Annotated in this window: 20 protein-coding genes and 1 riboswitch; of the genes, 2 read left to right on the top strand and 18 right to left on the bottom strand. The window is 36.1% G+C overall.

The features are described from left to right. Position 1: 1 nt before the first annotated feature. From GOQ17_RS11920 to GOQ17_RS11865, 12 genes are all read right to left on the bottom strand, one after another. Positions 2-1,414: a family 10 glycosylhydrolase gene (locus GOQ17_RS11920; protein ID WP_159637643.1), complete on the bottom strand. Its 1,413-nt coding sequence runs from the start codon at positions 1,412-1,414 to the stop codon at positions 2-4. Between the two features lie 65 nt (positions 1,415-1,479). Further along, on the bottom strand, positions 1,480-3,159 hold the full coding sequence (locus GOQ17_RS11915) for a DUF5018 family protein (protein WP_159637642.1): 1,680 nt from the start codon (positions 3,157-3,159) through the stop codon (positions 1,480-1,482). A 17-nt stretch (positions 3,160-3,176) separates the two neighbouring features. Further along, entirely contained in the window at positions 3,177-4,880 is a 1,704-nt protein-coding gene (locus GOQ17_RS11910) for a RagB/SusD family nutrient uptake outer membrane protein (protein WP_159637641.1), read from the bottom strand. A gap of 10 nt (positions 4,881-4,890) precedes the next feature. Continuing rightward, on the bottom strand, positions 4,891-8,091 hold the full coding sequence (locus tag GOQ17_RS11905) for a SusC/RagA family TonB-linked outer membrane protein (protein WP_159637640.1): 3,201 nt from the start codon (positions 8,089-8,091) through the stop codon (positions 4,891-4,893). Positions 8,092-8,401: 310 nt separating this feature from the next. Beyond that, positions 8,402-9,571, bottom strand: coding sequence for a n-acyl-d-glucosamine 2-epimerase (locus tag GOQ17_RS11900; protein WP_159637639.1), 1,170 nt, complete (start codon positions 9,569-9,571; stop codon positions 8,402-8,404). An 8-nt stretch (positions 9,572-9,579) separates the two neighbouring features. After that, complete coding sequence (locus tag GOQ17_RS11895) at positions 9,580-10,512, bottom strand: DUF4434 domain-containing protein (RefSeq protein WP_159637638.1); 933 nt, start codon at positions 10,510-10,512, stop codon at positions 9,580-9,582. Continuing rightward, complete coding sequence (locus GOQ17_RS11890) at positions 10,512-11,195, bottom strand: GDSL-type esterase/lipase family protein (protein WP_159637637.1); 684 nt, start codon at positions 11,193-11,195, stop codon at positions 10,512-10,514. The genes GOQ17_RS11895 and GOQ17_RS11890 overlap by 1 nt, the downstream gene beginning before the upstream one ends. Before the next feature lies 1 nt (position 11,196). Beyond that, complete coding sequence (locus GOQ17_RS11885) at positions 11,197-11,880, bottom strand: GDSL-type esterase/lipase family protein (RefSeq protein WP_159637636.1); 684 nt, start codon at positions 11,878-11,880, stop codon at positions 11,197-11,199. 19 nt (positions 11,881-11,899) lie between these two features. Continuing rightward, positions 11,900-13,300: a DUF5009 domain-containing protein gene (locus tag GOQ17_RS11880; protein ID WP_159637635.1), complete on the bottom strand. Its 1,401-nt coding sequence runs from the start codon at positions 13,298-13,300 to the stop codon at positions 11,900-11,902. Between the two features lie 75 nt (positions 13,301-13,375). Next, positions 13,376-14,569 (bottom strand): copper amine oxidase, encoded by a 1,194-nt coding sequence (locus GOQ17_RS11875; protein WP_159637633.1) that lies wholly within the window; start codon positions 14,567-14,569, stop codon positions 13,376-13,378. Between the two features lie 74 nt (positions 14,570-14,643). Further along, on the bottom strand, positions 14,644-16,497 hold the full coding sequence (locus GOQ17_RS11870; protein ID WP_159637632.1) for an FAD-dependent oxidoreductase: 1,854 nt from the start codon (positions 16,495-16,497) through the stop codon (positions 14,644-14,646). A gap of 222 nt (positions 16,498-16,719) precedes the next feature. Then, positions 16,720-18,009: an MFS transporter gene (locus GOQ17_RS11865; RefSeq protein WP_236537137.1), complete on the bottom strand. Its 1,290-nt coding sequence runs from the start codon at positions 18,007-18,009 to the stop codon at positions 16,720-16,722. Between the two features lie 216 nt (positions 18,010-18,225). Here GOQ17_RS11865 and GOQ17_RS11860 point away from each other — a divergent pair, with 216 nt between their 5' ends. After that, a complete protein-coding gene (locus GOQ17_RS11860) occupies positions 18,226-19,455 on the top strand; it encodes an ROK family transcriptional regulator (protein ID WP_159637631.1) in 1,230 nt (409 codons plus the stop codon). Here the strand turns inward: GOQ17_RS11860 and GOQ17_RS11855 are convergent. Further along, positions 19,452-20,693, bottom strand: coding sequence for a hypothetical protein (locus GOQ17_RS11855; protein WP_159637630.1), 1,242 nt, complete (start codon positions 20,691-20,693; stop codon positions 19,452-19,454). The genes GOQ17_RS11860 and GOQ17_RS11855 overlap by 4 nt on opposite strands. Before the next feature lie 100 nt (positions 20,694-20,793). Here GOQ17_RS11855 and GOQ17_RS11850 point away from each other — a divergent pair, with 100 nt between their 5' ends. Next, the gene (locus GOQ17_RS11850; protein WP_159637629.1) at positions 20,794-22,464 is read left to right on the top strand and encodes a glutamine--tRNA ligase/YqeY domain fusion protein; all 1,671 of its coding nucleotides are present in this window, start codon (positions 20,794-20,796) and stop codon (positions 22,462-22,464) included. A 42-nt stretch (positions 22,465-22,506) separates the two neighbouring features. On the opposite strand, the gene metF is transcribed toward GOQ17_RS11850, so the two are convergent. From metF to GOQ17_RS11825, 5 genes are all read right to left on the bottom strand, one after another. Beyond that, positions 22,507-23,463, bottom strand: coding sequence for a methylenetetrahydrofolate reductase [NAD(P)H] (metF, locus tag GOQ17_RS11845; protein ID WP_159637628.1), 957 nt, complete (start codon positions 23,461-23,463; stop codon positions 22,507-22,509). A 56-nt stretch (positions 23,464-23,519) separates the two neighbouring features. Further along, a riboswitch (SAM riboswitch) is annotated at positions 23,520-23,618 on the bottom strand. Positions 23,619-23,712: 94 nt separating this feature from the next. Then, positions 23,713-24,144, bottom strand: coding sequence for an OsmC family protein (locus tag GOQ17_RS11840; protein WP_159637627.1), 432 nt, complete (start codon positions 24,142-24,144; stop codon positions 23,713-23,715). Between the two features lie 8 nt (positions 24,145-24,152). Further along, positions 24,153-24,467: a GNAT family N-acetyltransferase gene (locus tag GOQ17_RS11835; protein ID WP_159637626.1), complete on the bottom strand. Its 315-nt coding sequence runs from the start codon at positions 24,465-24,467 to the stop codon at positions 24,153-24,155. Between the two features lie 111 nt (positions 24,468-24,578). Then, positions 24,579-25,103, bottom strand: a complete 525-nt coding sequence (gene rimM, locus GOQ17_RS11830; RefSeq protein ID WP_159637625.1) for a ribosome maturation factor RimM — start codon at positions 25,101-25,103, stop codon at positions 24,579-24,581. A gap of 112 nt (positions 25,104-25,215) precedes the next feature. After that, entirely contained in the window at positions 25,216-25,740 is a 525-nt protein-coding gene (locus tag GOQ17_RS11825; RefSeq protein ID WP_159637624.1) for a 30S ribosomal protein S16, read from the bottom strand. Between the last annotated feature and the right edge of the window lie 8 nt (positions 25,741-25,748).

Below are 25,748 nucleotides of genomic sequence, written 5' to 3'. Positions count from 1 at the left end.
TTTAATTTTTAACCCCTGCCTTAACTGCATCAAACAGTTCTTGCTTTAAGTAATTGTATTGCGGTACATACATGTGTACAACATCAAATAGCATCACGCCACCTGAAGTTCTTCCAAGCATATATTTGATACCACGAGAAATTTCTTCTTTGCTTTTGTAATTGATATTACCGATATCCATACTACCATAGATAGGTCGAGTGTTTTTCGTAATGTATTCGATGCCATTTAACGAACCTTCCATACTCCACCAGTGATATTTCATACCGGCTGTTGCTGGATTTTCACTTAACATGATTTGTGTAAAATAATTACCAGTCATTAATAAGTCTAGCTCTTCGAAATAACCCGTTTCGCCATATCCAGGATATGCCCAATCCATACGCAAGTTGTAATCTTGGAAAGGATCGTAATTTTTACTAGCCCAGTTTACACCTACATTATAGTAAGATCCGTACCAAGCACCTACATAAGCACCAAATTCTGCATTTGGTTTAACAGATTTTACAGCTGCACGAGCCTTTTTCACAAAACCTTGGATAACCGAAGCTCTGAAATACAACCATTGCTTGTAATATTTACCTGTTACGTTCGGTACGATTTGTCCGTTGTTAGATTTCCAAGAGCTGACAATATCTTTTGGGAAATCCATATTTGCTGCAGCATTATCATTGAATTTCGTTTTTAAGAATTCAATGAATTTCTCTTTTGAATAATCTGAGAAATCAGCATTGATATCATTGTATCGACAATAGTCAAGAATTAACCCGTCTAACTGAAATTTGCCCGTAATTTCTTTAACCAAATCAAGTGCGCGCTCTTGGGCTTCAGGTTGTGCCGGATTTACAAATACTGCATTTTGTACAGTAGAAATACGTCTAATATCACCTTGCTCATTGGCTACTACAAAACTTTCGTTCTTTTCTTTATATGCTGGATTATCGTATACAAAACCTACTTGTTTATGCGCATCGCCTTCAACAAATGTAACGATAGACAAATACGATTTCATTTGACGCTTCTTTGCCTCCGCAATTAAGAATTCAACGTAATCAGTTGGTCGAGTTTTACCATCTCTTGTCGTTAAATCTTTACGAATAGCACTAGGATACATGGTATGACCAGTAGAAGGTTTTACATCGATAACTAAGCCCGTTACACCTGCGTCTTTTAATTTATCTAAGATTTTAACAATCTCTGCCTTGTCACTAAACTTACCATAAGTTCCAAAAACATTGGAATGCGCATCAACCCAAGCCAAAACATTACCCCCAGGTTTAGTTTCTATAGGCTTCTCATCGTCTGGTTTGGAAGGACCTCCTACTTCAGGTGGAGCTGAAGGCTTGTCCTTTGAACAAGACACCATCATGCAAACCAGTAAGACACTTAAAATATTCTTGGTACTAAACTTCATATTATTTAAAAATTATGCAGCTATGCCAAATTTTAATTTGACATAGCTGCAGTAAACCTTCATTCTTATAAATCTATACAATCAAATTGTACACCTACTACACAGCCATTCGTAAACATAAAATATAAGTACATGTAATAACCATTTTCAGAAGTACTCATCACCACATCTCCTGTTGTATTACCATTTACTACTCCGTTATTTGAATTTGCTCCGTAAATGCCTGATGTCGACTTCCACAATACGCCTGGTGCACCTACTGCTCCAGGATTTCCAGACATCGCTGATTCAGCATCATACAAAAATACATTATCAGCAGATCCCCAAGTAAATCCATTTACGTGATTATATGCAGCGAATTTTGCATTATTAAATTCAATATAGTCAACAGCATTACAAACAAAGTTTCCATCAAGTTTTCCGTTCTCATTAACTACATTATTCGTGTTGCCATTAACTTTACCTAGAGTGTTTTGACCATAGCCTACTACAAAGTAATCGCTTTTTACATCTGTAGGATTTGTATAAATTACATCAGCATTATTCCAAGCCCATGAATAACCATTTATTGTTACGATCTCTGGATCTTGTGAAACAACTGCACCATTTGTTATTTTCCAACGTGCAAAACTGTTTTGTGAAGCTAGTCCTACTAATGGAGCTGTGATGATTGCATCTCTAGTAATATCACCAATTACTGACACCTTACGTCCATACCCAGCACCTTTAGCATCCCAAGAGATTAGTAATTCTGGAGAGCTTGTTACTGATGATAATTTCCAAATTTTGAAGGTTGTACCATCATTCGCAGTCAAGTTATTAATCAATACATTACCTGCTTTATCTGATGTAGAATAGAAATTACGCACATTACCACGTACTTCACCCAATTCAACTGCACCAACTTTCTGACCTGTAACACCATCAATATAAATGCTATTTTCATTTCTAGTGTTAATAACTAAGTACTTGCCTGCTGCTGCAATACCACCAGTAACATTGTCTACCGTAATACCTAAGTCTCCCTTCAACTTCTTAACAAACATGATCTTGCCACTACCAGGACGAATACCTTTAGCCAGCTTAGATGCTACTACCTGTTGTACTTTATAATTTGTCTTAGCATCACCTGCTGAAGTAACCGTAAAGGTAAATGGAGACGATAAATTAACAGTAGATCCATTAGTAATTGATCCAGCCGCATGTCTATTCAACGTATATGTCATACGTGGATTGTTCATCACTGTACCTGGTACCATTGAGAAGTTAATATCATTGCCAATGATAATAGCATCTGTTTCTTGTGTTACACCGCTTACATCTTCGAATGCAAGTTTTGCGGAAATTACACTAGTATTACCTTTTTTGTTAGCTACGATAACATAATCTTTGCTAGTGCCATCACCTGCAGTTACAGTTACATGTACAGGATTTGTCAAATCTGTATAGCCCTCTAAAGAAGGAGATATCTTAGCATCAGTAGGGATAGATGCTCTTAACAACATTTTAGTTAAGTCAACTTCATTATCTGAATCAATTGGATAATAATAGTCTATATCTACGTATACAGTATCATTACTAATACGACTATTAAAATGTCTATTTCTGCCATCACCATCAAGTGATGCATAAAAATCTGCTATTATATTTTCATCATTAGGGAGAATATGTTCTGGCTTAGCACATGAATATACTAATGCACACACCATAATCAAACCTGTGATATTGCTTAAAAACTTTTTCATATTCTATAAGTTTATAGTTACCACCCTTTAATTTGTGTTAATGCTGTGTTCACCTGAACCTCAGCCTCAGGAATAGGCAAATAATATAATCTACCTGTAAAGCTACGATCTCTATCATCTGCTTGGACAGTAGTATAGGATACATTCTGTCCAACCACTTCGACACGATGGCCTGATACACGTCTATTATTCAGTGTAATATGCGCTTTCCTCCAACGTCTTAAATCCCAAAAACGATGACCTTCAAAAGCCAACTCTACCATTCTTTCGTGTTCTATAGCTGCTAAAGCAGTAGCTGCTGTATTATAGTTAATCGAGTTTAATTTACGAGCATTACGTAAGATCGATAAGGTTGCTGCCGAACCCGAATAATCTTCTAAGCCTGCCTTTGCTTCAGCCAGATTAAGGTATACTTCACCTAGGCGTAATTCAATCCAGCTTTGAGAACTTCTATTTACACCAAAATTTGTGTTTCTAGGATCTAGAAATTTCTTTGTATAATAACCCGTCACTGTACGACGAGGCTCTGCTAATACTCCATATTGAGAAAATCCCTCCTGCGCATCTTCAACAGAAGTATTTAATGTACGTCCTTTCCACGCAGCTCCGTGATATAAAATAGATGCGTAGAATCTAGGTTCACGGTTCTCATAAGGATTAGCAGCATGTGCCGCATTTGACCATGAGAATTTCGTTCCATCAGCCATCTCAAACTCATCTACTAATTCTGCCGTCGGCACACCATAAACCATAGTATTGCCATTGTTATCACGAGGTGGCGCATAACCAAAATCATATTGGTGAGTCACTTGTGGAGCAACAAAATCAGTACGTAAAATTGCTTCTTTCGTTGATTCGTCAACCTTACGATTAAACACACTTGCAAAGTCAGACTCTAGTTGGTAAACTCCAGAACTGATAACAGCTTCTGCAGCATCTGCAGAAATTTTATAATATTCTTTAGCACGACTAGCTGGAATACCAGTTAACTCATCCGTATTGAATTGATTTAAATCATATTTAGCAATCGAACCTGCATACAACGCCACACGTGATAGGAGCGCATTTGCAGTACCTTTATTCGCACGACCTGCCAAGCTTGTATTTCCAAGATTTGCTGCTGCAAATTTCAAATCTTCAATCATAAAGTCGTAAACTTCTGCTTCCGAAGAACGTTGTCTATCTTTTACGTCATACTCATTAATATCTTTCAAAATCACCACTGATCCATGAATCTTTGCCAACCAGTGATATACATACGCTCTAATAAATCTTGATTCAGCTTCAATTTTTATTTTTTCTGTTTCTGACAGTGTACTTTTATGTTTGATTCCATCAATAAATTCATTGATACGACGAATTCTATTATAACCCGCACTCCAATAGTTTAGTCCTACACTTGAAGGAGAAAATTGATTGGCATTACTTATAAGTATATTTACTGTTCCATTACCAGAAACTGTAGATGTAAACTTCATTCCATCGGCTAATGCATCCATCGCATTGTCGTACCCCAAGCCTGGGAAAACTCCAAATTGAAATGTCTTAAATTCTGAATATAGGCCATTCAGATATAATTCTACTACTGTAGGATCTGTCCAAACTGTCCCTTCAAAGAATCTAGTCTTAGGTACAACTTCTATATCACAGCTATTTAAGCTAATTAGCGATGATGACATCAATGCCAATACTGTATATTTAAATTTTGCTTTAAAATTCATAACTTTCTAATTAAAAAGTAACACTTAATCCAAATGCATAAATGCGTTGTTGTGGATAGAATCCTAAATTTACGTTAGGCATTTCTGGATCAATAAATTTCAAATGATCCCAAGTAAATAAATTTGATCCTGTAACAAATAATCTAACATTATCCATTTTTGCTTTATCCAATAAAGATTTAGGAAGCGTATAACCCAATTGAACAGACTTAAGACGTAAGTAATCACCTTTTCTTAACCATCCTGAGTTACCATTCGCATTATGTGGTGAAACGCCCACTTTATTAGCCGTCAAACGAGGGTATTCAGCGTCCATATTGTCCGGTCTCCATGCATTTTCCATCAAGAAATAAGGAGAGTTACCTCCGCCATAGAATGTTTTAGTCCACACTGTATTATCATGTACACCACTAACTCCAACAGCACCTTCATACCCTCCAGCTAATGATACGTCAGCTAGTGCAGCACCTTGTAATAACGCAGAGAAATCAAATCCTTTATAAGCCATATCGATATTTAAACCGAACATCAACTCTGGAATATTCGAACGTCCAATAAACGTACGATCGCCGTAAGCTGTGATACGACCGTCACCGTCCAAATCCTTGTAACGGAAGAATCCTGGGGCAATAATACCTGTCGAAGGTGATGAGGTGTTTTTAGCTTCTTCCCAAGTTTCAATAAATCCATCTGCTACATAGCCAGTCTTCTCACCCAGCGAACGACCAATTACACTCAAGTGAGCTGGCGTACCATCCGCCTCTTGATATTTTAAATATTTATTTTTAGACCAGTTAATATTACCTGTTAGCCCTAATTTAAAATCACCGAAAGTATTGTTGTAACGTAATTGTGCGTCAAAACCTCTGTTAGCCATCTCACCTATATTGGCTCTTGATGGATACCATCCTCCAATAGTTGGAGGATACAAACCTCCTACACCATCTATAATATCAAAGGTATATCGGTAAAACCATTCGAAATCAAATCCAAAATTCTTAAACAAACGCGATTCAAATCCGATGTTAAACATCTCCGATTCTTCCCATTTCAGAGCTAGATTAGGGTAGATAGCAGAGTATACAGCTGTGATTGGTTTTCCTCCAATTACCAATCCAGCAGATGTTTGTTGTTCATAAGAAAGCATGTATGGGAAAGTACCTTGAAGCCCTCTATCATTTCCTGTTCTACCAAAAGATGTTTTTAATTTCAAGAATTCAATTGACTCAACATCCGTAAAGAAATCTTCTTTGGACACTACCCAACCTAAACCTGCGCCAGGAAACATTTTCCAACGATTATTTTTCGCAAAGTTTGAAGATGCATCCCAACGTACAGCAGCTTCAAATAAATACTTATCACGGTATCCGTAATTAAATTTGGATACTATACCAGCACGTGTAATCTCTGCATTAGACCCTCCTGTTGATGGAATTAAGTCCTCATCTACTTTTGAGCCGTAATCGATTTCATGAATCACAGTAATTGGGAAATTACTAGCACCAGCTGAAAATACATTCCCTGTTCCCTTATAAAACTCGTATAAAAGTAATCCACCTACTGAATGATCATTAAATGTGTTGCTATAATTTAAACTACCTTGCAAAGTTTTACTATAGTTTGCAGAATAACTTTGTCTTAAAGTTGTTTTAGAAATACCAGGAACAACATATTGAGCCACATAATTTCCAGAAACTTGCTCTTGATCACGCATCATAGTGGTATAGGGTTGCGTCCAAGTTTTAGCTTCTTGGCCTTGATAATCGTAAGCTCCTTGCAATTTAGCTGTTAAGCCTTTCACACCAGGAACAAAAAATTCTAAGTGACCTGTTCCTTGGAAAATATTCATTAGGTATTTTTGGTAACCAGATTCTTCAACTGAAGCGATAGGACTCATCAAACCAGCACCATTTCTAGATGAAGTATATTCACCTGTTGGAGCGAACATTGGCAAGTTAGGCAACATACGAGTAGCCTGATAGAATGGATTCATATAGGCTGTATTATCCGGAGAAATACCTGGCGTATTACTTTCTTGGTTTCTCAAACCAATATTCAAGCCTACTTTCAAATAGTCTGTAACCTTCGTATTGATATTTGTACGAACGTTATAGCGTTTGAAATTCGTATGATTAATTACACCATCTTGCTCCAAGTGGTTAATGGAAGCAAAGTATTGTGTATTGTCAGAACCACCGTTAATAGTTGCTGCATGATGTTGAGAATAGCTATTGTTGCCCGCTAATATGCCCATCCAATCTGTATTCCCTAACAACGGATTGTCATTTGTACCATTACGAACAGCATCAATCATTTCTTGTGAAAATACAAAAGCAACAGGATCAGCTCCAGTATTTATTAAAATATCATTATCTACCTCAGTACCCTTATTGTACCAAGCCATATAATCTGGACCATCTAAGAATTTTGGGAAGCGTGTATTTTCTCCAATGTTATATGAGAAATCATAAGAAACCTTCGGCTTAGACTTTGAACCTGATTTAGTTTTTACGATAATAATACCATTCGCAGCCTGCACTCCGTATGCAGCTGTTGCTACCGCATCTTTTAACACTGAAATGGTTTCAATCTCATTTGGATCCAAATAAGCCAAAGTAGAAGAAGGTCTTTCGATATCATCTACAATAACTAATGGACCTTTATTTAAGCCATATGTACCAATTCCACGAACGTATAATGAAGCATTATCAGCTCCTGGACGACCAGATTGTTGCAATGAAGTTAATCCAGGAAGACGCCCCGCTAACGTATTGGTAATATTCATAGCAGGTGTTTTCTTAATTTCTGCACTGCTAATTTGAGCAACTGATCCTACCATAGTACTTTTCTTTTGTGTACCGTAAGCCACGACCATCACTTCATCGATTTCATTATCTGCTTCATCCAATTTTACCGTTAAGAATCTTGATTCGCTAACAGATAATGTTTGGCTAGCATACCCTAAGTAAGAAACTTCTAATTCTAAGGGAAATTTTTCAACATTAATTGAGAACTCTCCATTTGCTGAAGAGAATGAAATTTGGTTAGTGTTTTTTACTTTAATTGTAGCTCCTGCAATGGGTTTATCTTGCTTAGTATGAACTACTCCGCGCAGCGCTTGTTGCGCATAGAGTGTTATCGTACTAAACAACATAAAAATTACACAGAAAGCTCTAAACAAAAAAGATGTTGTAAAGTTTAGACATTTCATAATTTATTATTTTGTTTTTTTGGGTGTATTTGGAATTATCATAATTCTATTCTTATCAACCTACTTACTCGCTGTAATGTAGACTGAAGGCATTTGTTGGTTTTTATAATTTTTAAACTAATACACAGAGTTGCATACATTATATTATAAAATCTCCACTAATTTATAAATATAAAATTTAACAACAAATATATTTTTAAAAAAAATTAATAAATAAAGCAGAAGTTTACTAAAGTTTTATTTATACACTAATATTTAGTAAAATAGCTGATAAAATTTAAGTAGATCTTCTGCCTTAATACTTAATATCTTACACAGATATTATAATCTTTGATTCTAAAGCTTCGTACACTTTTAATAATGCGCGAGGAACATGAAAACAGCCTTTCCACTTCCCTCCTTTGAGTGTCAATAGTGGCTCTCCTTGACGATTTAAATAGCCAAACCACTCGCCATATTCCGGATCCGAAAAACGGGCAAAGGTATAAGCATCCAATTTTTCAAACCACAACTTACATTTCTCATTGCCCGTATAAGCATAACCTTTGGCCATGCATACTAAAGCTTCCAAATGTACCCACCACAATTTCTGATCCCACTCCAACTGCTGAGGTGGACGATTCAAAATATCTTTGAAATATAAAATACCGCCATATTGCTCATCCCAACCATACTCCAGCGCACGTAAAGCAATATCAATACATTTATTCATCAATGCAGCATCCTGACGACGATCAGCCAAATCCATCATAAACCACATCGCCTCGATGATGTGACCTGGATTTACCAAACGTCCTTCAAAAGTGTCTGAGAAAGATCCATCCAAATGAACGCTTTCCATGATCAACCCGCTATCAGCTTGGTAGAAAACCTCCATGACTTCATGGATGATTTCATCAATAAGCGTCTCCACAGTCTGCGTACCAACAAGATGTTCTAATTCCAAGGATAGATTACTCAAGATCATTGGAAGAGAAAAACCTTTCAGATTGCGCGTACCAGGATATGCCTTGCTGTATTTTCCTTTCGGATTATCTTGTCTTTCTAAGATTCGATTAAAGGTATCAACAGCAACCTGCCCATACTCATCTTTGTTGGTGATTTTGTACAACGAGGCTAATCCCATTGTGGCAAAACAATCCGAAAAGATATTGTACGGTTGAATCAAAGGTTTACCAGTACGATCTAATGCAAAATACCAATCGCCATTAGCATCGCGACCATGATCCAAAATGAATCGCGCACCATGCTCAGCAATAGACTTCCACTCTTCTCTGGATTCGACACGATCATACATCGTAGACATTGTCCAAATCTGACGACCTTGAAGCCACATAAATTTGTCCGTATCAAACACAGATCCATCACGTTCTAAGCAGGTAAAGTACCCACCATATTCTTTATCAATAGAATATTTCTCCCAAAACGGTAAAACATTCTCTACTAATTCTTTTTTGTATTTAGTAACAAATTCTTCCATCACAAAATCTACAGCGTTTCTATATATTCTTTATATCTATTGTACAAATGACCTGCTTGTAAGTATGCAGACTGCGGACTCATAAAATGTGAAAACTCAAAAGTAATAGCCTTGTCATAACCTGCTCTACGAGCTGCATCCAATTTTAATTTTAGTTTCTCAAATTTGATTGGCAAAAATTTAATAGGCATATCACGATCAAAAGATTCTGCATTCGTCCAACATTGCATATTGTATTTATCAGCCAACTTTTTATTAATCGTAAAAAAGTCTTCTAATTCGTGATAATCGATATGCCCATCTTGAAAAGCAACAGCATCTACTGCAGTATGAATTTCATGAAATATCTCATTCCATTCAGTCTCGTGTTGTTGCAAGGAAACGAAATCAGTTTTGGAAAGTTCAGACGAAGCTGCCATAACTGCTTTTTTACCATCTATCCATGGAGATATAAAAGTCGGTAGATTACCACTCACGCCTTTACACTGTTCGCCCAAAATACGGAACGCACTAGCCGCACCTTTCGTTTGACGGCTAATTTCCATACTCAAATACCAACCCGCAAAACTCGAATAATGTCCATATTTTTTCCAGACTTCATCTATCACGTAGCGATTAGCATCAATCTCATGTTGCATTACTCCTGTATCCCAATATTTCCCACTGTCGTAAAGCCCGAAATAAAATTTTAACCCATGCTTCTCCGCTAACTGCAAATACATTTCTACTAAATCAACAGGCGGTTGGTAACAACCATATTGATCTTGTAACCATGCTGAAGGATAAGTGATAAATCGTCTATACCCACTTCTTATTAAGATTACGGTATCTATCCCTACAGCTTTCATGTACGCGAAATCTCGATCCCACTCTTCTCTACCCCAATTTTGGTGTGGTATATCGTGACTTATTTCGTCAATAAACGTTCCCGTAATTTTCATTATAAATACTTTTTAGCTTTCAAATATTTTGCCCATTCCAAGTATGCATCTGTTGTAAGGTGAATACCGTCTTTTGTATAATTTGCCTTAAGTACATAACCATCAGCCAAAACCTCCTTTACATCAACATATTGCAACTTATACTTTTTCGCCAATTCAACTATTCCAACATTTAATGCACGAATCTTTTCCTCTTTACCTAACAAGTAATCGTATTTCAAAACTTTATCATTAAGTGGTAAAGTACTTTGCAGATAAATTTTGGTTTTAGGGCTTTGCTTTTTAATAATTTGAATTATTTCTTCATAGTTTTTCAAAGTCCAAGAAGTCGCTTGACCCCGACCAATATCATTGATACCCATCATCAAGAAAATCTTCTTGGGTTGGGACTTGACAACATCAGCTACCCTTGCTTTCATCCCAAATGTATTGTCACCACCAATACCTCTATTTGCAATTTTGTATTTCGAACCAAAAAGCTCATGCCACGGTCCGCCTTCCGTTATACTATTACCAAAAAACACCACATCAACCTGCTGTGATTTAAGTCCTTGATATAATTTCTCGCGCGAATCGTAATACCAATTTTTAAAAGTACTATCTGTCGCCAAATCTCTTTGTGCCTGAGCATAAAGCCCCTGCACACCTAATAACGAAACAATTAATAAACCCCAATATTTCATCTTACAATGCCTTTATCTTTTTTAAATAATCAACTACTTCTATATACGCTGCTACTTCTAAATGAATTCCATCAGGCGTTATATCTGCACGCAACTGCCCTTTATCATCCGCAAGGATTGTATGCAAATCAATAAACTGCACTTGCTTATTCTCTTGGGCTATTTTTTTAAGCGCAACATTTAACGTAGCGACATCCTGATTTTTTACGGATTTAAAAGCATCAATTAGCGTTGTCTCATTGATAGGCAAAATACTGTTCAAGTAAATTTTTGTTTTGGGAGAATCTTTTTGAATCCTAGCAACTATTTTGTAATAGTTGGCTATGATATAATCTGTAGGAACATTACGTTTCAAATCATTCACACCAATCATCAAAAATATTTTCTTAGGTTGGTGACGTAGAATTTCATCTAATCTAGCAACTACACCAAATGAAATATCGCCACTGATTCCTCGATTCAGAATGGGTAATTCTGGTGCAATATCATTCCAACGACCTGCATCTGTAAGACTATTCCCTACAAACACAATAGCACCCTTACGTACAGGCATTTTGTTAAATATTTCCATTTTCTCGGTGTACCCCGAAAAAACATAATTACTGTCTACGGAAGACTGCTCCTGCGCATACACTTGAGTTAGCGCACACATACCTAGCACCGCGGCAAACACATTTTTCTTCATACTCAAATTGGTTTGTTTATTAAGACCTCCAAAACCACTTTTTATTCGTAGCTATATTGGTAATTAGTATCATCAAAAACATAAAAACGCCAGCACGAATCAATCCTAAATAAGGACTTGAAGCAGCGATATTATCTAACAAAGGAAGGATTTGTAATAATCCCAACATTGGGGTAACACAGAATGCAGTCACACAATAGGCAATCATTGGATTTTGACCACATTTGACCAACGAACCAATAAAGATATTTCTTGAATGCATTTTAGTCAGATAGTCACAAGTCACATAAAAAATAAATGCTAAGCCGCTTGTCATAAACCAATAGGAAAAAGACGAAGGATCTTTCTTTATACCACCTTCCAAAGGCTCGAAAAACAATCCAAGCGTAGAAAAAATAAGACCGCAGCCAATTATAATTTTGTAAAACGTTACTTGACCATTTTTTTCACGTGAAAAATAAACAAAGTATAAAGCGACAAACAAAAAATGCCCCGCAATATTAAATGATAAGTCACGCGTATAAAGTGTGACGACATGGAATAACAAAAATGCAAAACATACCATAGCTATTAAACCTGGCTCACGAACTTCATTAGAAGCATATAATCTATTTGTATCAGCTTTGTACTTTAAAACCAAGTCACCCAATATGGAACCTGGTAAAACAATACACAAATACTTTAGAAAAGCGAAGTTGTAGAACCAATGCAATTCAGGAGAGAAATTCCAAATATGTGCTGTCCAACTTCCCTCTATATTATGAGTGAAGTACACACCCATAAAGGCTACTATTATGGCAATGCGTAAATATATATTGGAAGCCGTCAATAGCCAAAACAATGATCCAAAAACAGCCATATTGGCCAGCACAAGGATAATTATATTGTTTTTGCTTTTACTAAATTCATTTCCTAAAATCTCACTATGGTAATATGTGAAAATTGCTACGAGAGTAAATCCTAATAGCTGTATACCGTACCTTTTCAGAACAGAACCTTCAAATCGCATAAAGATTAGAAAGAAACTACCAAAAGTGGCTAAGGAAGTTAAGTAATTCACCCAAGGAGCTCCGGTTAGATTATTGGGTGTGAGATAAGCTAATGCGATAGCAAAAAACACCAATAATATGCCCCGTCTAAGTATACCCGTAAGCAGTGTAGCATATTGTTTGTTTTCTAATTTATTACGTAAGGAAAACGGAAAAGCTGCTCCCATAGCAAACAAAAAGAACGGAAAAACTAAATCCACCCACGTTATTCCAGGATTATTAGCATTAAAAACAAAATCAGGAGGCCCCACTTGAGCATGGTACATCCAGCCTGGAAATTGCGCGCTCCAAGGAATGACCGCAGCGAGTACCATACCAAATATGGCTATACCTCGCATAAAGTCAATACTCAAATTTCTGTATTTCGTCATTGCTTAATTCGCAAATTCAATTGATAGGTTAATAAGTAAGAGCTTCCCTTAAAAAGGGAAGCTATCTACTATAAATTATAATTTAATAGGAATTAAAACTAAAGGAGTCGGTAAACATGAAGCTCCTGGAGGAGAGTAAATAAATTCTATTTCTTGAATTTCTTTTGTAGGATCTGGTTTATAAATCTCAACTAAAATTGCTTCAGGAGCAGCTTTAGTTACCAAAACATCAGATGGAAGCTGTCTTACAACACTTTTTCCATCAGCAGTTTTTAAGTCCATTGTCAAGCCCATTCCTCCGCACCATCTGTTGTCAGCGGATCTTGAATTCCATGTTACCAGAGCTAAACCTTTTCCATCTGTACTTTTCCACTTTAATTTAGTATGATACATCACACCATAATTCCCTGCATTTTGCGCAAAATCTTTATTCTCTCCTACTGTGCCTGTAACCCAAGGATCTGATTTTCCATCAGCAATAACCAATTGCGTCACGCCATTAGCAGTACTGATAGTATCGGCAGAAGTAATTTTATAGTTGGAAACACCGAAAATTCCACGACCAGCATTTTCATGACTATTAGGAATCACAGTTTTTATCTGTGCGTAAGCCTCTGGACCTGATTTTTCAGGAGAGGTCTGCAAAATACTAATCTGCCCAGGTTGATCAACCACGAATTCATAAAAACCATGAACTAATTCGTCATAACTAACAATATTCTTTTCCAATTGAGGGTCAATAGCAACTACCTCACCCGGCTGAATATATCTTACATCATTCTCCACATTAGAATTAAAGAAATCCTCAAGCCCTTTTTTTCCTATAGCAAAATAATTCAATGATGGCTTTTGAGAAGAATACTTTAGCATACGCAAAGTCATTTTCTCTTTACCTGTGTTTTTAATTACTGCTGTAATTTTGGTTTTTATTTGCTGAGGCTCTTTTATGCCATTCACATTATATACATACAAACGTACTGCACCTGGAGCTACGTTTTCCTGCATTGCGATAGCGTCATTTTCACGAATGTATTCAGGGTCATCAGAAATTAAGAATTGTGGGCCTGGCAACACTTCTTTTGTATATTTCACTTCAGGATAAGCTGTTGTTAAGAACTCATCTAAAACAACAATATTTCCAATTTTCGCTTTTTTTATCGCTTGTTCGACTTTACCCAACACCTTTGGGCTATTAAAATCTTGGGCATTCAAATTAGAAGAGACAGCTAGTAACGCTATAAAAGCAGCATAACCAAATATTTTTTTCATTTTATTAGATTTTGAAGATTTGCTAGAATTCCTTTTAGGAAATCTATAACAAATCATAAGTAGATTGTAAATAATTATTTTAGATTTCCTGAGTGATCAATTTCCTTTTCAAATAAGCGTAAATGTGAATCCAATATCACGGATAAATAACGACGATTAATTTTTGAACCTTCGTCTTTTAATATTTCTAACTTATTTTTGGATAAGATGTTATTCAAATCAACAAGACTGATATCCTGTTTAATTTCCTTCAATATATCTTGTAAACCCTGTACAGTCAACGCTTTGCCTGAAGCTGTCCACACAGTATTCAGTTCTGGATAGTATAAGCGCAATCCCTCAATCAACTCATACTCACTAATTTCACGTTCTGGATAAAACCAAGTTTGATTAGCCCATTTATAAGGAACACCAACTGCTTTCATTACGCCTGTTGCACCAATTTTGTGTAGCGTTTTGAATTGAGGATCAGTCGGAGGTACGTCATAGTAAGGCATAATATAAGCCTTATTATCCAAAAGCGTTGATTGCACATCACGTATAGAAACCTCTGAAGGCTGCTTATTTTGTTTTACTGCCAAGGCAGCCAAAACACCTGAAGCTTGACCTATACCTAGTACTACAGGCTGTAAACGTGTAGCACCATTAACAATGTTTGTTGCCCCAATACTTTTTTCCGCCACGATTAATCCATCATAATCTTTTGGCAATAAGACGCCTAAAGGCACATTATAAGAAGGAACGCGTATTTTTACAAAATCAATTTCAGGTGCGTTACCGTATTTGTAATGATGATGATCAATAGGATAATCGCCTACAATCACACCAGCACGATAATATTTTTCTGGAGTATCGTAAGGTGTCATAATATGCTGCAATGCAAACAAAGACTTACCCACCACACGTCTTGATTCTCTATGATAAGGGATCATTGGAAAACCATCTTTAGTTGGATATTGGTCATAGTCAATACCCAAATTCTTAAAGCCTAACTCATTCTGTATATAATATACAAAACGTAATGTCATTTGCTTTGCTTCTTCCAATGCCTTAACACGGTCTTCAGGAGACATTTCCACTACATTTAGATAAATATCATTGCCTTTTTTGGGCCAGTTGATCATAAATCTGTTGTTTGGCAATCTGCCGTAAGTCAACATTTTGAAACAATCGTTATTGTCTTGGTTGAATGTTGCAGGGTCAGAAACATCACAACAGCCAGCAAATTCTTCTTTATTGTAGTTTTTGGGTTTTTTAATAGTTTTATTTGCTTTTGGACCAAAATCCCTCAAAGTAATAACATAAGTCAAATCTTGCACAATATCGTTTGCTTGATCCAACGCAAAAGGTTCTTTAGTCAGCTCTTTGCTATCCATTCCCAAATAATATGGAATTTTAAGCGAAGCCATCACATCACCCAATTCTGTTGCATCAACCAACACCTTACCTTCTACTGTTTGTAGCTTATTCTTAGCATCCAAATATGAGATAGACCATCCGTTAGCTTTTTTTTCTGCAACTTTCCACTTTGATTCAAATAATACTTTAATATTCGACTCATCAGCTACCATTTTCTGCAGTATTTGATTACCTACTTGAGGTTCAAATAAAGTATTACTTACCCAGCCAGTTTCAACTTCTTTCGGACCACCATAGTACGCGTACAAATGTGAGCGAAATTCACCCCACAAACCAGATGGCATATTATGATTTCCGTCGATAGCCGCAACCCCAGCAGAAGTCAACATTCCGCCCAACCAAGTCGTCTCCTCTAAAACGATAGACTTAACCCCTAATCGCGAAGCTTGAATGGCAGCCATAGTCCCACTGGCACCTCCTCCTATTATTATGACATCAGTCTTAAGCTGAGAAAAGGCATTGGCTAATACTCCTACAAGCAAACTGAATAGCACTAAAATTTTACGCATTGTATATGGTTCAAAATATTAAACGTTAGTAAACGATCTAAAGAAATTACTTATGCAATTATATTTTACCGTCTATTGTTCAAAAAAATATACTTTTTGAAAACAAAAGCTAAATAATAAAATTTTATTTATAAACACAAGTTCTTTTTTAAGAAAAATTAAAAATGATCACTGCCAATTATCTAGATAAATATCTTATAAGTAAATAACAATTAATTAGAACTACAAATCATCTCCCTCAACTTCCTCTGGTTTTCGCAAAGGCACTAACCAAGTGACAATAAAAGCAGGGATAGTAGAAACTAAAACCCATACAAAGAAGACCTTATATCCCATCCAATCACTCAAAACACCGCTAATCATAGAAGGCAACATAAAACCCAAATTGATAAGACCGCTACCAAAGGCATAATGCGCCATTTTATATTTCCCTGGAGCAATATTTTGCATAGTAAATAATATAATACCGACAAAACCGAATCCATAACCGAAATACTCAACAATTACCGCAGTAGCAATTACCACTAGATTTGTAGGAACGAAGATCGCCAAGAAAGCATATGCCGCAAAAGGAATATTAAAACAAGCACAAAGCGTTAGTAATGTCTTGCGTGTCAAACCCTTTTTAGCAACATAATTACCAGCCAAAATTGATCCCAAAACGAACGCGATCGCACCAAATACTCCATACAATAAACCTATCTCTGATGTGCTTAACCCCAAACCACCTTCAGCACGATCAGCTTTAAAAAACAAGGGAATAATCTTGATCGCCTGTCCTTCTGCAAAACGATAGAAAACTACGAAGAGTAAACTATACCAGATATTTTTTTTCTGAAAGAATGTAATTATAACATCCTTAAGTGTTTCAAATCCTTCTTTCAATGAAGTTGTTTTAGCTTCTTGTTGGGAATTTGGCAATGCTTTAGCATTATATATACCCAACCCAATCATTAGTACACCATAGCAGAACATGACCACCATCCACGCGTTGCTAATACCAATTTTTTGCTCTAATTCACCAGCTAAGTAGACCAGTACCCCACCAGAAAATACCTTTGCGATATTGTAAAAGGCTCCTTGCCAACCAACATACTTTGCTTGGTTTTTAGCATCCAATTCATTTAGATACACTCCATCAGCTGCAGTATCATGAGTAGAAGCACTCAGAGCTATGATAGTAAGAATTGCTATTGAAAAACTAAAAAAATGATCTAACTGCAGCGTCAGACCTACTAACCCAAATAAAATACCAGTAAAAATCTGCGTTACATAAACAAAGAATTTTTTAGTTTTATAAAGCTCTAAAAATGGTCCCCAAAAAGGCTTTAAGGTCCATGGTAACATTATAAGAGATGTCCAAAATGCAATCTGCGCATCTGATACACCTAAGTTTTTGTACATAATAGAACTTGCACCAGACAGAGCCACAAATGGAAGGCCCATTGCAAACCAAGTGGTAGGTATCCAAGATATTGGATGGATTGACTTTTTAGTGGATTCGTTTTTCACCGTTTAGAATATTAGTTATGTTATGATTCTGTAAACCAAAATTAGGTTTTCAACTAAAAATAATCTAGATTTACTATAAATTAGCTTTTAGCTACAAAAAAGTTTTCAATTATATTTAAAAAAAATCAATTATTAAAATTTAGTTATTAAAAATTTTTACAAATACGATCAATATTCCGTAAACTTGAATAAATAAAGATTTAGCCAATAATTTATATGACATCTAACTTTTTTAAAGATATTCATGAGGCAACTAAAAATGGAGTCGCCTATAAAAATATTCGACTAAAGAAAAAAATACTAGCCTATTTTGCTACGAATGAAACGGCTACCATTGCAGAATTGAGCAAAGAATTTAATATCAGTATCCCCAAAATAAACGAGTGCATAACTGAACTCTCTGAAGATGAGTTAGTAAAAGATTACGGAAAATCCACCTCCGCTGTAGGTAGAAAACCAAATACATATGGATTAGTCGCAAACTCCGCATATTTTATAGGTGTGCAGGTTGGCAGTGAAAACCTCAGCATTTCAATGATCAATATGAAGAAAGATATTGTCTCCAAAAAGGATAATATCCCTTATGTGCTTGAAAACAATGAAGAATCGCTATTAGCCATCTGTAAAGAAATAAATCAATTTATTGACAAACATAATATCCTAAAAGCTAAAATTTTGGGAATAGGTATTAACTTGTCTGGTCGAATTAATTACAGAACAGGATATTCTTATTCTTATTTCAATTTTTATGAAGATCCTTTATCAAAATTCTTTGAGGAAAATATTGGTATCCCAACATTCCTAGAAAATGACACAAAAGCGTTGTCTTATGCGGAGTTCAGCAGCGGAATTCTTTCAGAAGAAAAAGACGCTCTTTTTGTAAATGTGGACAACGGTATTGGACTAGGAATTATGATTAATGGACAGCTATACTATGGGAAATCAGGGTTTTCTGGTGAATTCGGACACATCTCAATTTTCGACAACGACATCATTTGTAAATGCGGTAAAAAAGGGTGTCTCGAAACAGAAGCATCAGGCTATGCATTAATTCGTCTAGTAACTGAACAAATCAATAATGGCGCCACAAGTAGTCTTACCAAAAAATTTAAAAAATTAGAAGACATTAAACTTAACGATATTATAGCAGCAGCGAAAAAAGATGACAACCTTTGCATTGAGGCTATAAATCATATTGGAGACAAATTAGGGAGAGGTATCGCTTCTTTAATAAATATATTCAATCCCGAATTAATTATAATCGGAGGTGTAGTTGCTAAGTCTGAGGAATACTTAAGTTTACCGCTAAAAAATGCAGTAAATAAATATTCACTATCCACTGTAAATAGAGACACTAAGATTATTTTATCATTTAAAAATGAAAACTTAGCTTCTTATGGCGCTTGTCTCTTATTAAGAGATCGATTACTGAATATCACTGACTAACGATATATAGTAGCCCCGTCTTGACTTACCTTTTTCACAAAAGGCGAAGCGTATCTATCAAATAACACCGCAAATTCATAACGAGAAATAACTTTTGAAGGATCAAAATCTCCTTCGAAAGTTAATTCTTTATTCCACTTATTCTTTACTTCAACATCTAATTCTTCACCACGAAAAGCTGTAAATTTTATTAGATTTAATGCATCTTTTAGCGTAAGATATTCAGGATTATTATCTACAAACCACAACTGTGCCCGCGAATAAAATTGGTTTATAATGGGTTTAATATCAGAGACACGAACTGAATCTTTTAAATCAAATATGGGCTGTCCGTCTAGAACTCGTGTTGGCAAAATACCTGATAAGTAGGCACGTTGTAACGAAATAAAATTCTTATCCTGAACTGACACATCAATTGCTGGTAGCAATCTAGCTCTAAACATCAAGAGTTCATTTTGCAAGGTACGAAGATCGACCTTATCAGCGGTTGATTTGAAAAAAGCACAATATCCCGCAATAGCACCCATTACCTGTGCGTAACTCATTCTGAAAGATTTTGACAATTCTACTTTTAAGCCACTCACATCAGCTACATAGAAATTTTCTTTCTGAGTTAGAATATCAGGCAGTGTTGATGCATAAACATCTTCTCCAATCACACCTAAAAAAACTACAGCACGAGATTCAGCTAGCGTGATGTCTTTCGCATTCTTATATTTAAAAGAAGGTATGTCTTTTAAAGTTGTTTTCTGCATCAACTGCCGATTAACACTCGCATCCAATACAGTTACTACATCAAACTTTTGCTTATTTGATAATGAAATCGACCAATTTTTCCCACGTTTGATCTGAACCACGTCTACGTTTGCAACTGACGTAAAAAGTAAATTATCTGGACTGAGTATTTGATATGACTGCGATTTACCCCTCTGCTGAAATAATGCTGTCGAATCAGTAGTCTGAACTTCTGATTTTATAAATTGATGAATTACACCGCCATCTAGCAAAGAAGATGTATTTTCTTCACCGACCTGTTTTTGATCTTTTCCAAAATCATATCCCTGAGGATTCACCCATAAAGTGGGAACACCAGAAGCAGCGGACTGCAATGCAGCAACATAGGCCTCCATCGTACTGCCATAAATCAAAATTTTTGGCTTAGGCGATTTAGCTAAAAGCAATAAAGGCAGACTACAGATTAACAAAATCCAATATCTTAAGGCTTGCGGAAATTTCATGTTCTAATTTATAAAAGTATTTTAGATTTATTAGTGCAATTACAGATATATTTTACGCTCAACATTCCTATATTTAACGATATATAAGTAACTTTGCTTCATGATAGAGGAAGAAAAATCATTAAATTTTATTGAAGAAATCATCGAAGAAGATCTTCGAACTGGAAAACATGATGGTCGTGTATTGACAAGATTTCCTCCTGAGCCGAATGGCTATCTTCATATTGGCCATGCCAAATCCATCTGCCTTAACTTCGGATTGGCACAAAAATATAATGGCAAGACAAACCTTCGCTTTGATGACACAAATCCTGTAACGGAAGACACAGAATATGTGGAAAGCATCAAGAAAGATATACAGTGGTTAGGCTTCCAATGGGCTGAAGAACTATATACATCCGATTATTTCGAAACACTATACGAATATGCTATCAAACTTATCGAGAATGGCTTAGCTTATGTCGATGATAGTACAGCAGAAGAAATTGCGTCAGCAAAGGGTACACCTACTGAACCAGGCGTACCAACACCTTATCGCAGCAGATCTATAGAAGAGAACTTGAGGTTATTCAAAGAAATGCGTGAAGGTAAATACCAAGACGGTGAAAAAGTCTTACGTGCTAAAATTGACTTGGGAAACCCAAATATGCATATGCGTGATCCGATAATTTATCGCATCAAGCATGCTCATCATCACCGCACAGGAAATGATTGGTGCATATATCCGATGTATGATTTTGCACACGGTCAATCAGATTCTATCGAGAAAATCACGCATTCTGTATGTACATTGGAATTTATTCCGCACCGTGCATTATACGATTGGCTGATTGAGCAACTAGAAATTTTCCCTTCTAAACAATATGAATTTGCACGTCTGAATATGACTTATACAGTCATGAGCAAGCGTAAATTATTACAATTGGTAAATGAAGGTCATGTAGAAAGTTGGGACGATCCACGTATGCCTACGATATCAGGATTACGTCGTCGTGGTTATACGCCAGCAAGTATTCGCAATTTCGCAGAACGTATCGGCGTTCAAAAACGCGAAAATATGATTGACGTGAGTTTGTTAGAATTCTGTATCCGTGAGGATTTGAATAAAACAGCTTGGCGTAGAATGGCGGTATTAGACCCGATTAAATTAATCATAACGAACTATCCTGATGGAAAAGTAGAAGATTTAGTTGGCGAAAATAATCCAGAAGTAGAAGGTGGCGAAGGTTCGCGCATCATTCCTTTCACAAAAGAATTGTGGATAGAACGCGAAGATTTCATGGAGGATGCTCCAAAGAAATTCTTCCGTCTAGGTCCTGGTCTTTCGGTACGTTTGAAGCACGGATATATTGTAGAATGTCACGACTTCAAAAAGGACGAGAATGGAAATGTAACAGAAGTTCACTGTAACTACATTCCAAATTCAAAATCTGGCGAAGATACATCAGGATTGAAAGTAAAAGGAACGATCCACTGGATTTCTACGGCTCACGCCAAAGAAGCGGAAGTACGTTTGTATGACCGTCTCTTCCAAGTGGAAAACCCAGCAGCTGAAGAAGATTTCAAAGCTTCGTTGAATCCAAATAGTTTGACAATTATTCCAAAGGCTTATATAGAACCTGACTTGGCAAATGCTGTCCCAGGAAAAGGATATCAATTTATCCGTTTAGGATATTTCAATTTGGACACCAAATCAACTCCAGAAAATTTGGTTTTCAACAGAACAGTTACTTTAAAAGATTCGTGGGCTAAAGAAGTCAAAAAAGGATAAAAAATATATTCAAAAAAGGAGGTCATTGACCTCCTTAATATGTTATACCAACTTTTCTACTATTCGTTTTGTAGGACCTGGATTACTCATAGTATAAAAGTGCAATACCGGCACACCAAAATCAATCAATTCCTTACACATATTGACCATCCATTCTGTACTCACTTTCTGTACGTCCGCATTGTTTTTACAAGCTTCTACCGCATCACTTAATTCCTCTGGAATATCCAAGTGGAAAATTTTTGGTAGAGCAATCAATTGCTTCTTCGTCGTCAAAGGCTTTAATCCTGGAATAATAGGAACATGAATATCGTTTTCACGGCATTTTACCACAAATTCTTTGTATTTCTCAATGTTATAAAACATTTGAGTTACAATAAATTCAGCTCCCATTTCTACTTTTTTCTTCAAATACTTGAAGTCCGTATTAAAGTTGGGCGCTTCAAAATGCTTTTCGGGATAACCTGCCACGCCAATACAGAAATTAGTTTTTGAACTGTTTTCGATATCCTCATGCAAGTATTTTCCATTGTTCATATCAGATACTTGTTCTAATAAATCTGTTGCATAAGCATGACCGCCCGGAGTAGGAATAAAATCCGCATCTCCTTTACGTGCATCGCCTCGTAAAACCAAAACATTATCAATTCCCAAGAAATCTAAATCTATTAATGCATTTTCCGTTTCTTCTTTCGTAAAACCACCACAAATCAGATGAGGAACTGCATCCACTTTGTATTTATTCATTATTGCCGCACAAATAGCCACAGTACCAGGACGCTTGCGATAAGCCACACGTTCGAGCAACCCATTATCGTGTTGCTTGTACAAGTAATCTTCTCTGTGATAAGTAACATCGATAAAAGGAGGATTGAATTCCATCAGTGAATCCATTGTATTGAAAATACTTTGGATGCCTTGACCTTTTGCAGGAGGTAATAATTCGAAAGAAAACAAAGTTTTCCCGTTCGCGTTTTTGATATGGTCTACGATTTTCATGATTAATCTTTTCGTTTTAGGCCAAGAGAAAAGACACAGAGGTACGGTCTATCCAAAACTTATCTTTCCCATTGGGGGTAGAATGTAGCACCTTGTACAGTGACAGGTTGCTAAGGCTTCAGCGGGTCTATTCCCTCTGCCTTTCTCTATAAGCTTCGCTAATATCGGTGTATTAACTGAAAAGTTAAAATTTAATTGCAAAAAGATTTACAAAAACACTAAAGGATCAACTTAAAAAATTTAGTATTCTTAGTTTTTTAAGCTTGTCTCTATCAAAATTTCATTAGACAGCAACTTATTGACTGGACACGCTTCCGCAATTGCCATTAATCTTTTCAAATCTTTCTCTTCGATTTCTTTATTTTCAAATGAAATAGACTTTTTAAAAGTTGCTGTCCTATCGGTTGTATTGTGCACCAATTCAACATTAACTTCGATTTTACCAAGATTCAATTCTTTGCGGTCAGCATACATTTTTAAAGTTGCAGCAGTACACATTCCCAATGATGAAGCCAACAATTCATAAGGATTAAATCCCTTATTTTGTCCACCTAATGATTCGGGTTCATCCCCAATAATTTCTTTACCATCTAAGGTGGTAATAGTGGTTATATATTTAACATCAGCAATTGAAGCTGTTACCTCCGCATTTATCGTGTTTACTTCTGACTTAGCATCCATAAAATATTCTACTTAAATTTCTCCTTATAATCATCACGTACAATTCTTACCCATTCTGGATGTCTTTTGATATAGGCAAATACCAAAGGACATAACGGCACTAACGTATACGCTTTCTCTTCAATGTAAGCTAATGTCTTTTCAATAAGAGCGGTTGCCACTCCACGACCAGCTAGTTCTTCTGGGCTTTCGGTATGAATCAGTGTAATGACAGCATTTCTTTCTTTGTAATCTATAAAAGCTGTATAACCATCAACGGTTAATTGAAATCGTTTGGCTTCTTCATTCTTTACTAAAGAAATATTTTCGAATTCTGGTTTCATATCTGCTCCTTGCTTTAATTAGTAATAAGATACTCAAAAATATGTAGATATAAAATCAGAAAAATTAATCTAGGTTAATAAACAAAAAAAGGAAGATTAAATCTTCCTTTTTTACTCTTTATACAAATCAACCAAACCTTCTGGCAAGTCAACTTCGATAACTTCTTCTTCTGCATCAATATCCAAGATCAAATCTTCGGACAACGGAAACATCAACTCCTTGCCATCCATATCAACAGTAGCGATAAATTGCTGTGGCATTTCACGGACTTCTGTAATCTCCCCCAACTCACCATGCTCTTCATCAATCACCAAAAAGCCTACCAAATCCGTATAACGAAAATCATCCGGGTCGCGCTCCGGCATTTTGTCGTTCGGAAGATACATTTTGCGACGTACTATCGCTTGCGCTTTATCGATATGGTCTACATCTTCAAATGTAGCATAAGCTGTACTATTTTTCTGTAATTTGATAGCATCAACAAAATAAGGAACTAACTTTTTGTTTACTTCAAGAAAAATAACATCCAAATCCAATTCGTCGTAATCCTCAAATTCGAAAAACAATTGCACTTCCCCTTTTAGACCGCGTGTCTTGGATACATATCCGATGTAAAAACTTTCCTCTATTGTCATGCTATAATTTAAAAAGACAAAATTAAAAAATAAAAGAGACTGTAGAGGCCTCCACTATAAAAAAAGCCGATTCAAAATATGAATCGGCTCATTTGAATACTTTATGAAAGGATTAACCTTCAGTTTCTTCAGTGTTTTCAGTAGCTTCCGCTTCTTCAGCTGGTGCTTCTTCAGCAACAGGAGCATTTTTAGCAGCGATAGCAGCAGCTTTAGCTTCTTTTTTAGCAGCCTCAGCAACTAAAGCAGCTTTTTTAGCTTCTTCTTTAGTGTTTGCTAAACCGTCTTTTTTACCCGCAATTTTTGCTTCGTTAGATGCAGTCCAAGCAGCAAATTTTTCTTCTAAAGCAGCCTCATCAAAAGCACCTTTTTTCAAACCACCTTGCAAGTGTTTTTTGTACAATACACCTTTGTAAGAAAGGATAGCACGAGCTGTGTCTGTAGGTTGCGCACCTTTGTTCATCCAATCCAAAGCTTTGTCAAAATCCAAAACGATAGTCGCTGGATTTGTGTTTGGGTTGTAAGAACCGATACGTTCGATGAATTTACCATCACGTGGAGCACGTGAATCTGCTACTACTAGGTGGTAAAAAGGACGTCCTTTTTTACCATGTCTTTGCAATCTGATTTTAGTTGCCATGTTTTGTA

It is taken from the genome of Sphingobacterium composti (assembly GCF_009829075.1).
Lineage (GTDB): Bacteria > Bacteroidota > Bacteroidia > Sphingobacteriales > Sphingobacteriaceae > Sphingobacterium > Sphingobacterium composti.
The sequence above is the reverse complement of the archived record's forward strand: the minus strand, read 5'-3'. Positions and strand labels throughout refer to the sequence as shown.

Excerpts from the sequence above, each read along its gene's own strand:
- GOQ17_RS11900 (WP_159637639.1), bottom strand. The coding sequence starts at position 9,571 with ATGGAAGAATTTGTTACTAAATACAAAAAAGAATTAGTAGAGAATGTT.
- GOQ17_RS11910 (WP_159637641.1), bottom strand. The coding sequence starts at position 4,880 with ATGAATTTTAAAGCAAAATTTAAATATACAGTATTGGCATTGATGTCA.
- GOQ17_RS11860 (WP_159637631.1), top strand. The coding sequence starts at position 18,226 with ATGACATCTAACTTTTTTAAAGATATTCATGAGGCAACTAAAAATGGA.
- rimM (WP_159637625.1), bottom strand. The coding sequence starts at position 25,103 with ATGACAATAGAGGAAAGTTTTTACATCGGATATGTATCCAAGACACGC.
- GOQ17_RS11905 (WP_159637640.1), bottom strand. The coding sequence starts at position 8,091 with ATGAAATGTCTAAACTTTACAACATCTTTTTTGTTTAGAGCTTTCTGT.
- GOQ17_RS11835 (WP_159637626.1), bottom strand. The coding sequence starts at position 24,467 with ATGAAACCAGAATTCGAAAATATTTCTTTAGTAAAGAATGAAGAAGCC.
- GOQ17_RS11855 (WP_159637630.1), bottom strand. The coding sequence starts at position 20,693 with ATGAAATTTCCGCAAGCCTTAAGATATTGGATTTTGTTAATCTGTAGT.
- GOQ17_RS11885 (WP_159637636.1), bottom strand. The coding sequence starts at position 11,880 with ATGAAGAAAAATGTGTTTGCCGCGGTGCTAGGTATGTGTGCGCTAACT.
- GOQ17_RS11920 (WP_159637643.1), bottom strand. The coding sequence starts at position 1,414 with ATGAAGTTTAGTACCAAGAATATTTTAAGTGTCTTACTGGTTTGCATG.
- GOQ17_RS11870 (WP_159637632.1), bottom strand. The coding sequence starts at position 16,497 with ATGCGTAAAATTTTAGTGCTATTCAGTTTGCTTGTAGGAGTATTAGCC.
- GOQ17_RS11840 (WP_159637627.1), bottom strand. The coding sequence starts at position 24,144 with ATGGATGCTAAGTCAGAAGTAAACACGATAAATGCGGAGGTAACAGCT.
- GOQ17_RS11825 (WP_159637624.1), bottom strand. The coding sequence starts at position 25,740 with ATGGCAACTAAAATCAGATTGCAAAGACATGGTAAAAAAGGACGTCCT.
- GOQ17_RS11890 (WP_159637637.1), bottom strand. The coding sequence starts at position 11,195 with ATGAAATATTGGGGTTTATTAATTGTTTCGTTATTAGGTGTGCAGGGG.
- GOQ17_RS11895 (WP_159637638.1), bottom strand. The coding sequence starts at position 10,512 with ATGAAAATTACGGGAACGTTTATTGACGAAATAAGTCACGATATACCA.
- GOQ17_RS11880 (WP_159637635.1), bottom strand. The coding sequence starts at position 13,300 with ATGACGAAATACAGAAATTTGAGTATTGACTTTATGCGAGGTATAGCC.
- metF (WP_159637628.1), bottom strand. The coding sequence starts at position 23,463 with ATGAAAATCGTAGACCATATCAAAAACGCGAACGGGAAAACTTTGTTT.
- GOQ17_RS11875 (WP_159637633.1), bottom strand. The coding sequence starts at position 14,569 with ATGAAAAAAATATTTGGTTATGCTGCTTTTATAGCGTTACTAGCTGTC.
- GOQ17_RS11850 (WP_159637629.1), top strand. The coding sequence starts at position 20,794 with ATGATAGAGGAAGAAAAATCATTAAATTTTATTGAAGAAATCATCGAA.
- GOQ17_RS11915 (WP_159637642.1), bottom strand. The coding sequence starts at position 3,159 with ATGAAAAAGTTTTTAAGCAATATCACAGGTTTGATTATGGTGTGTGCA.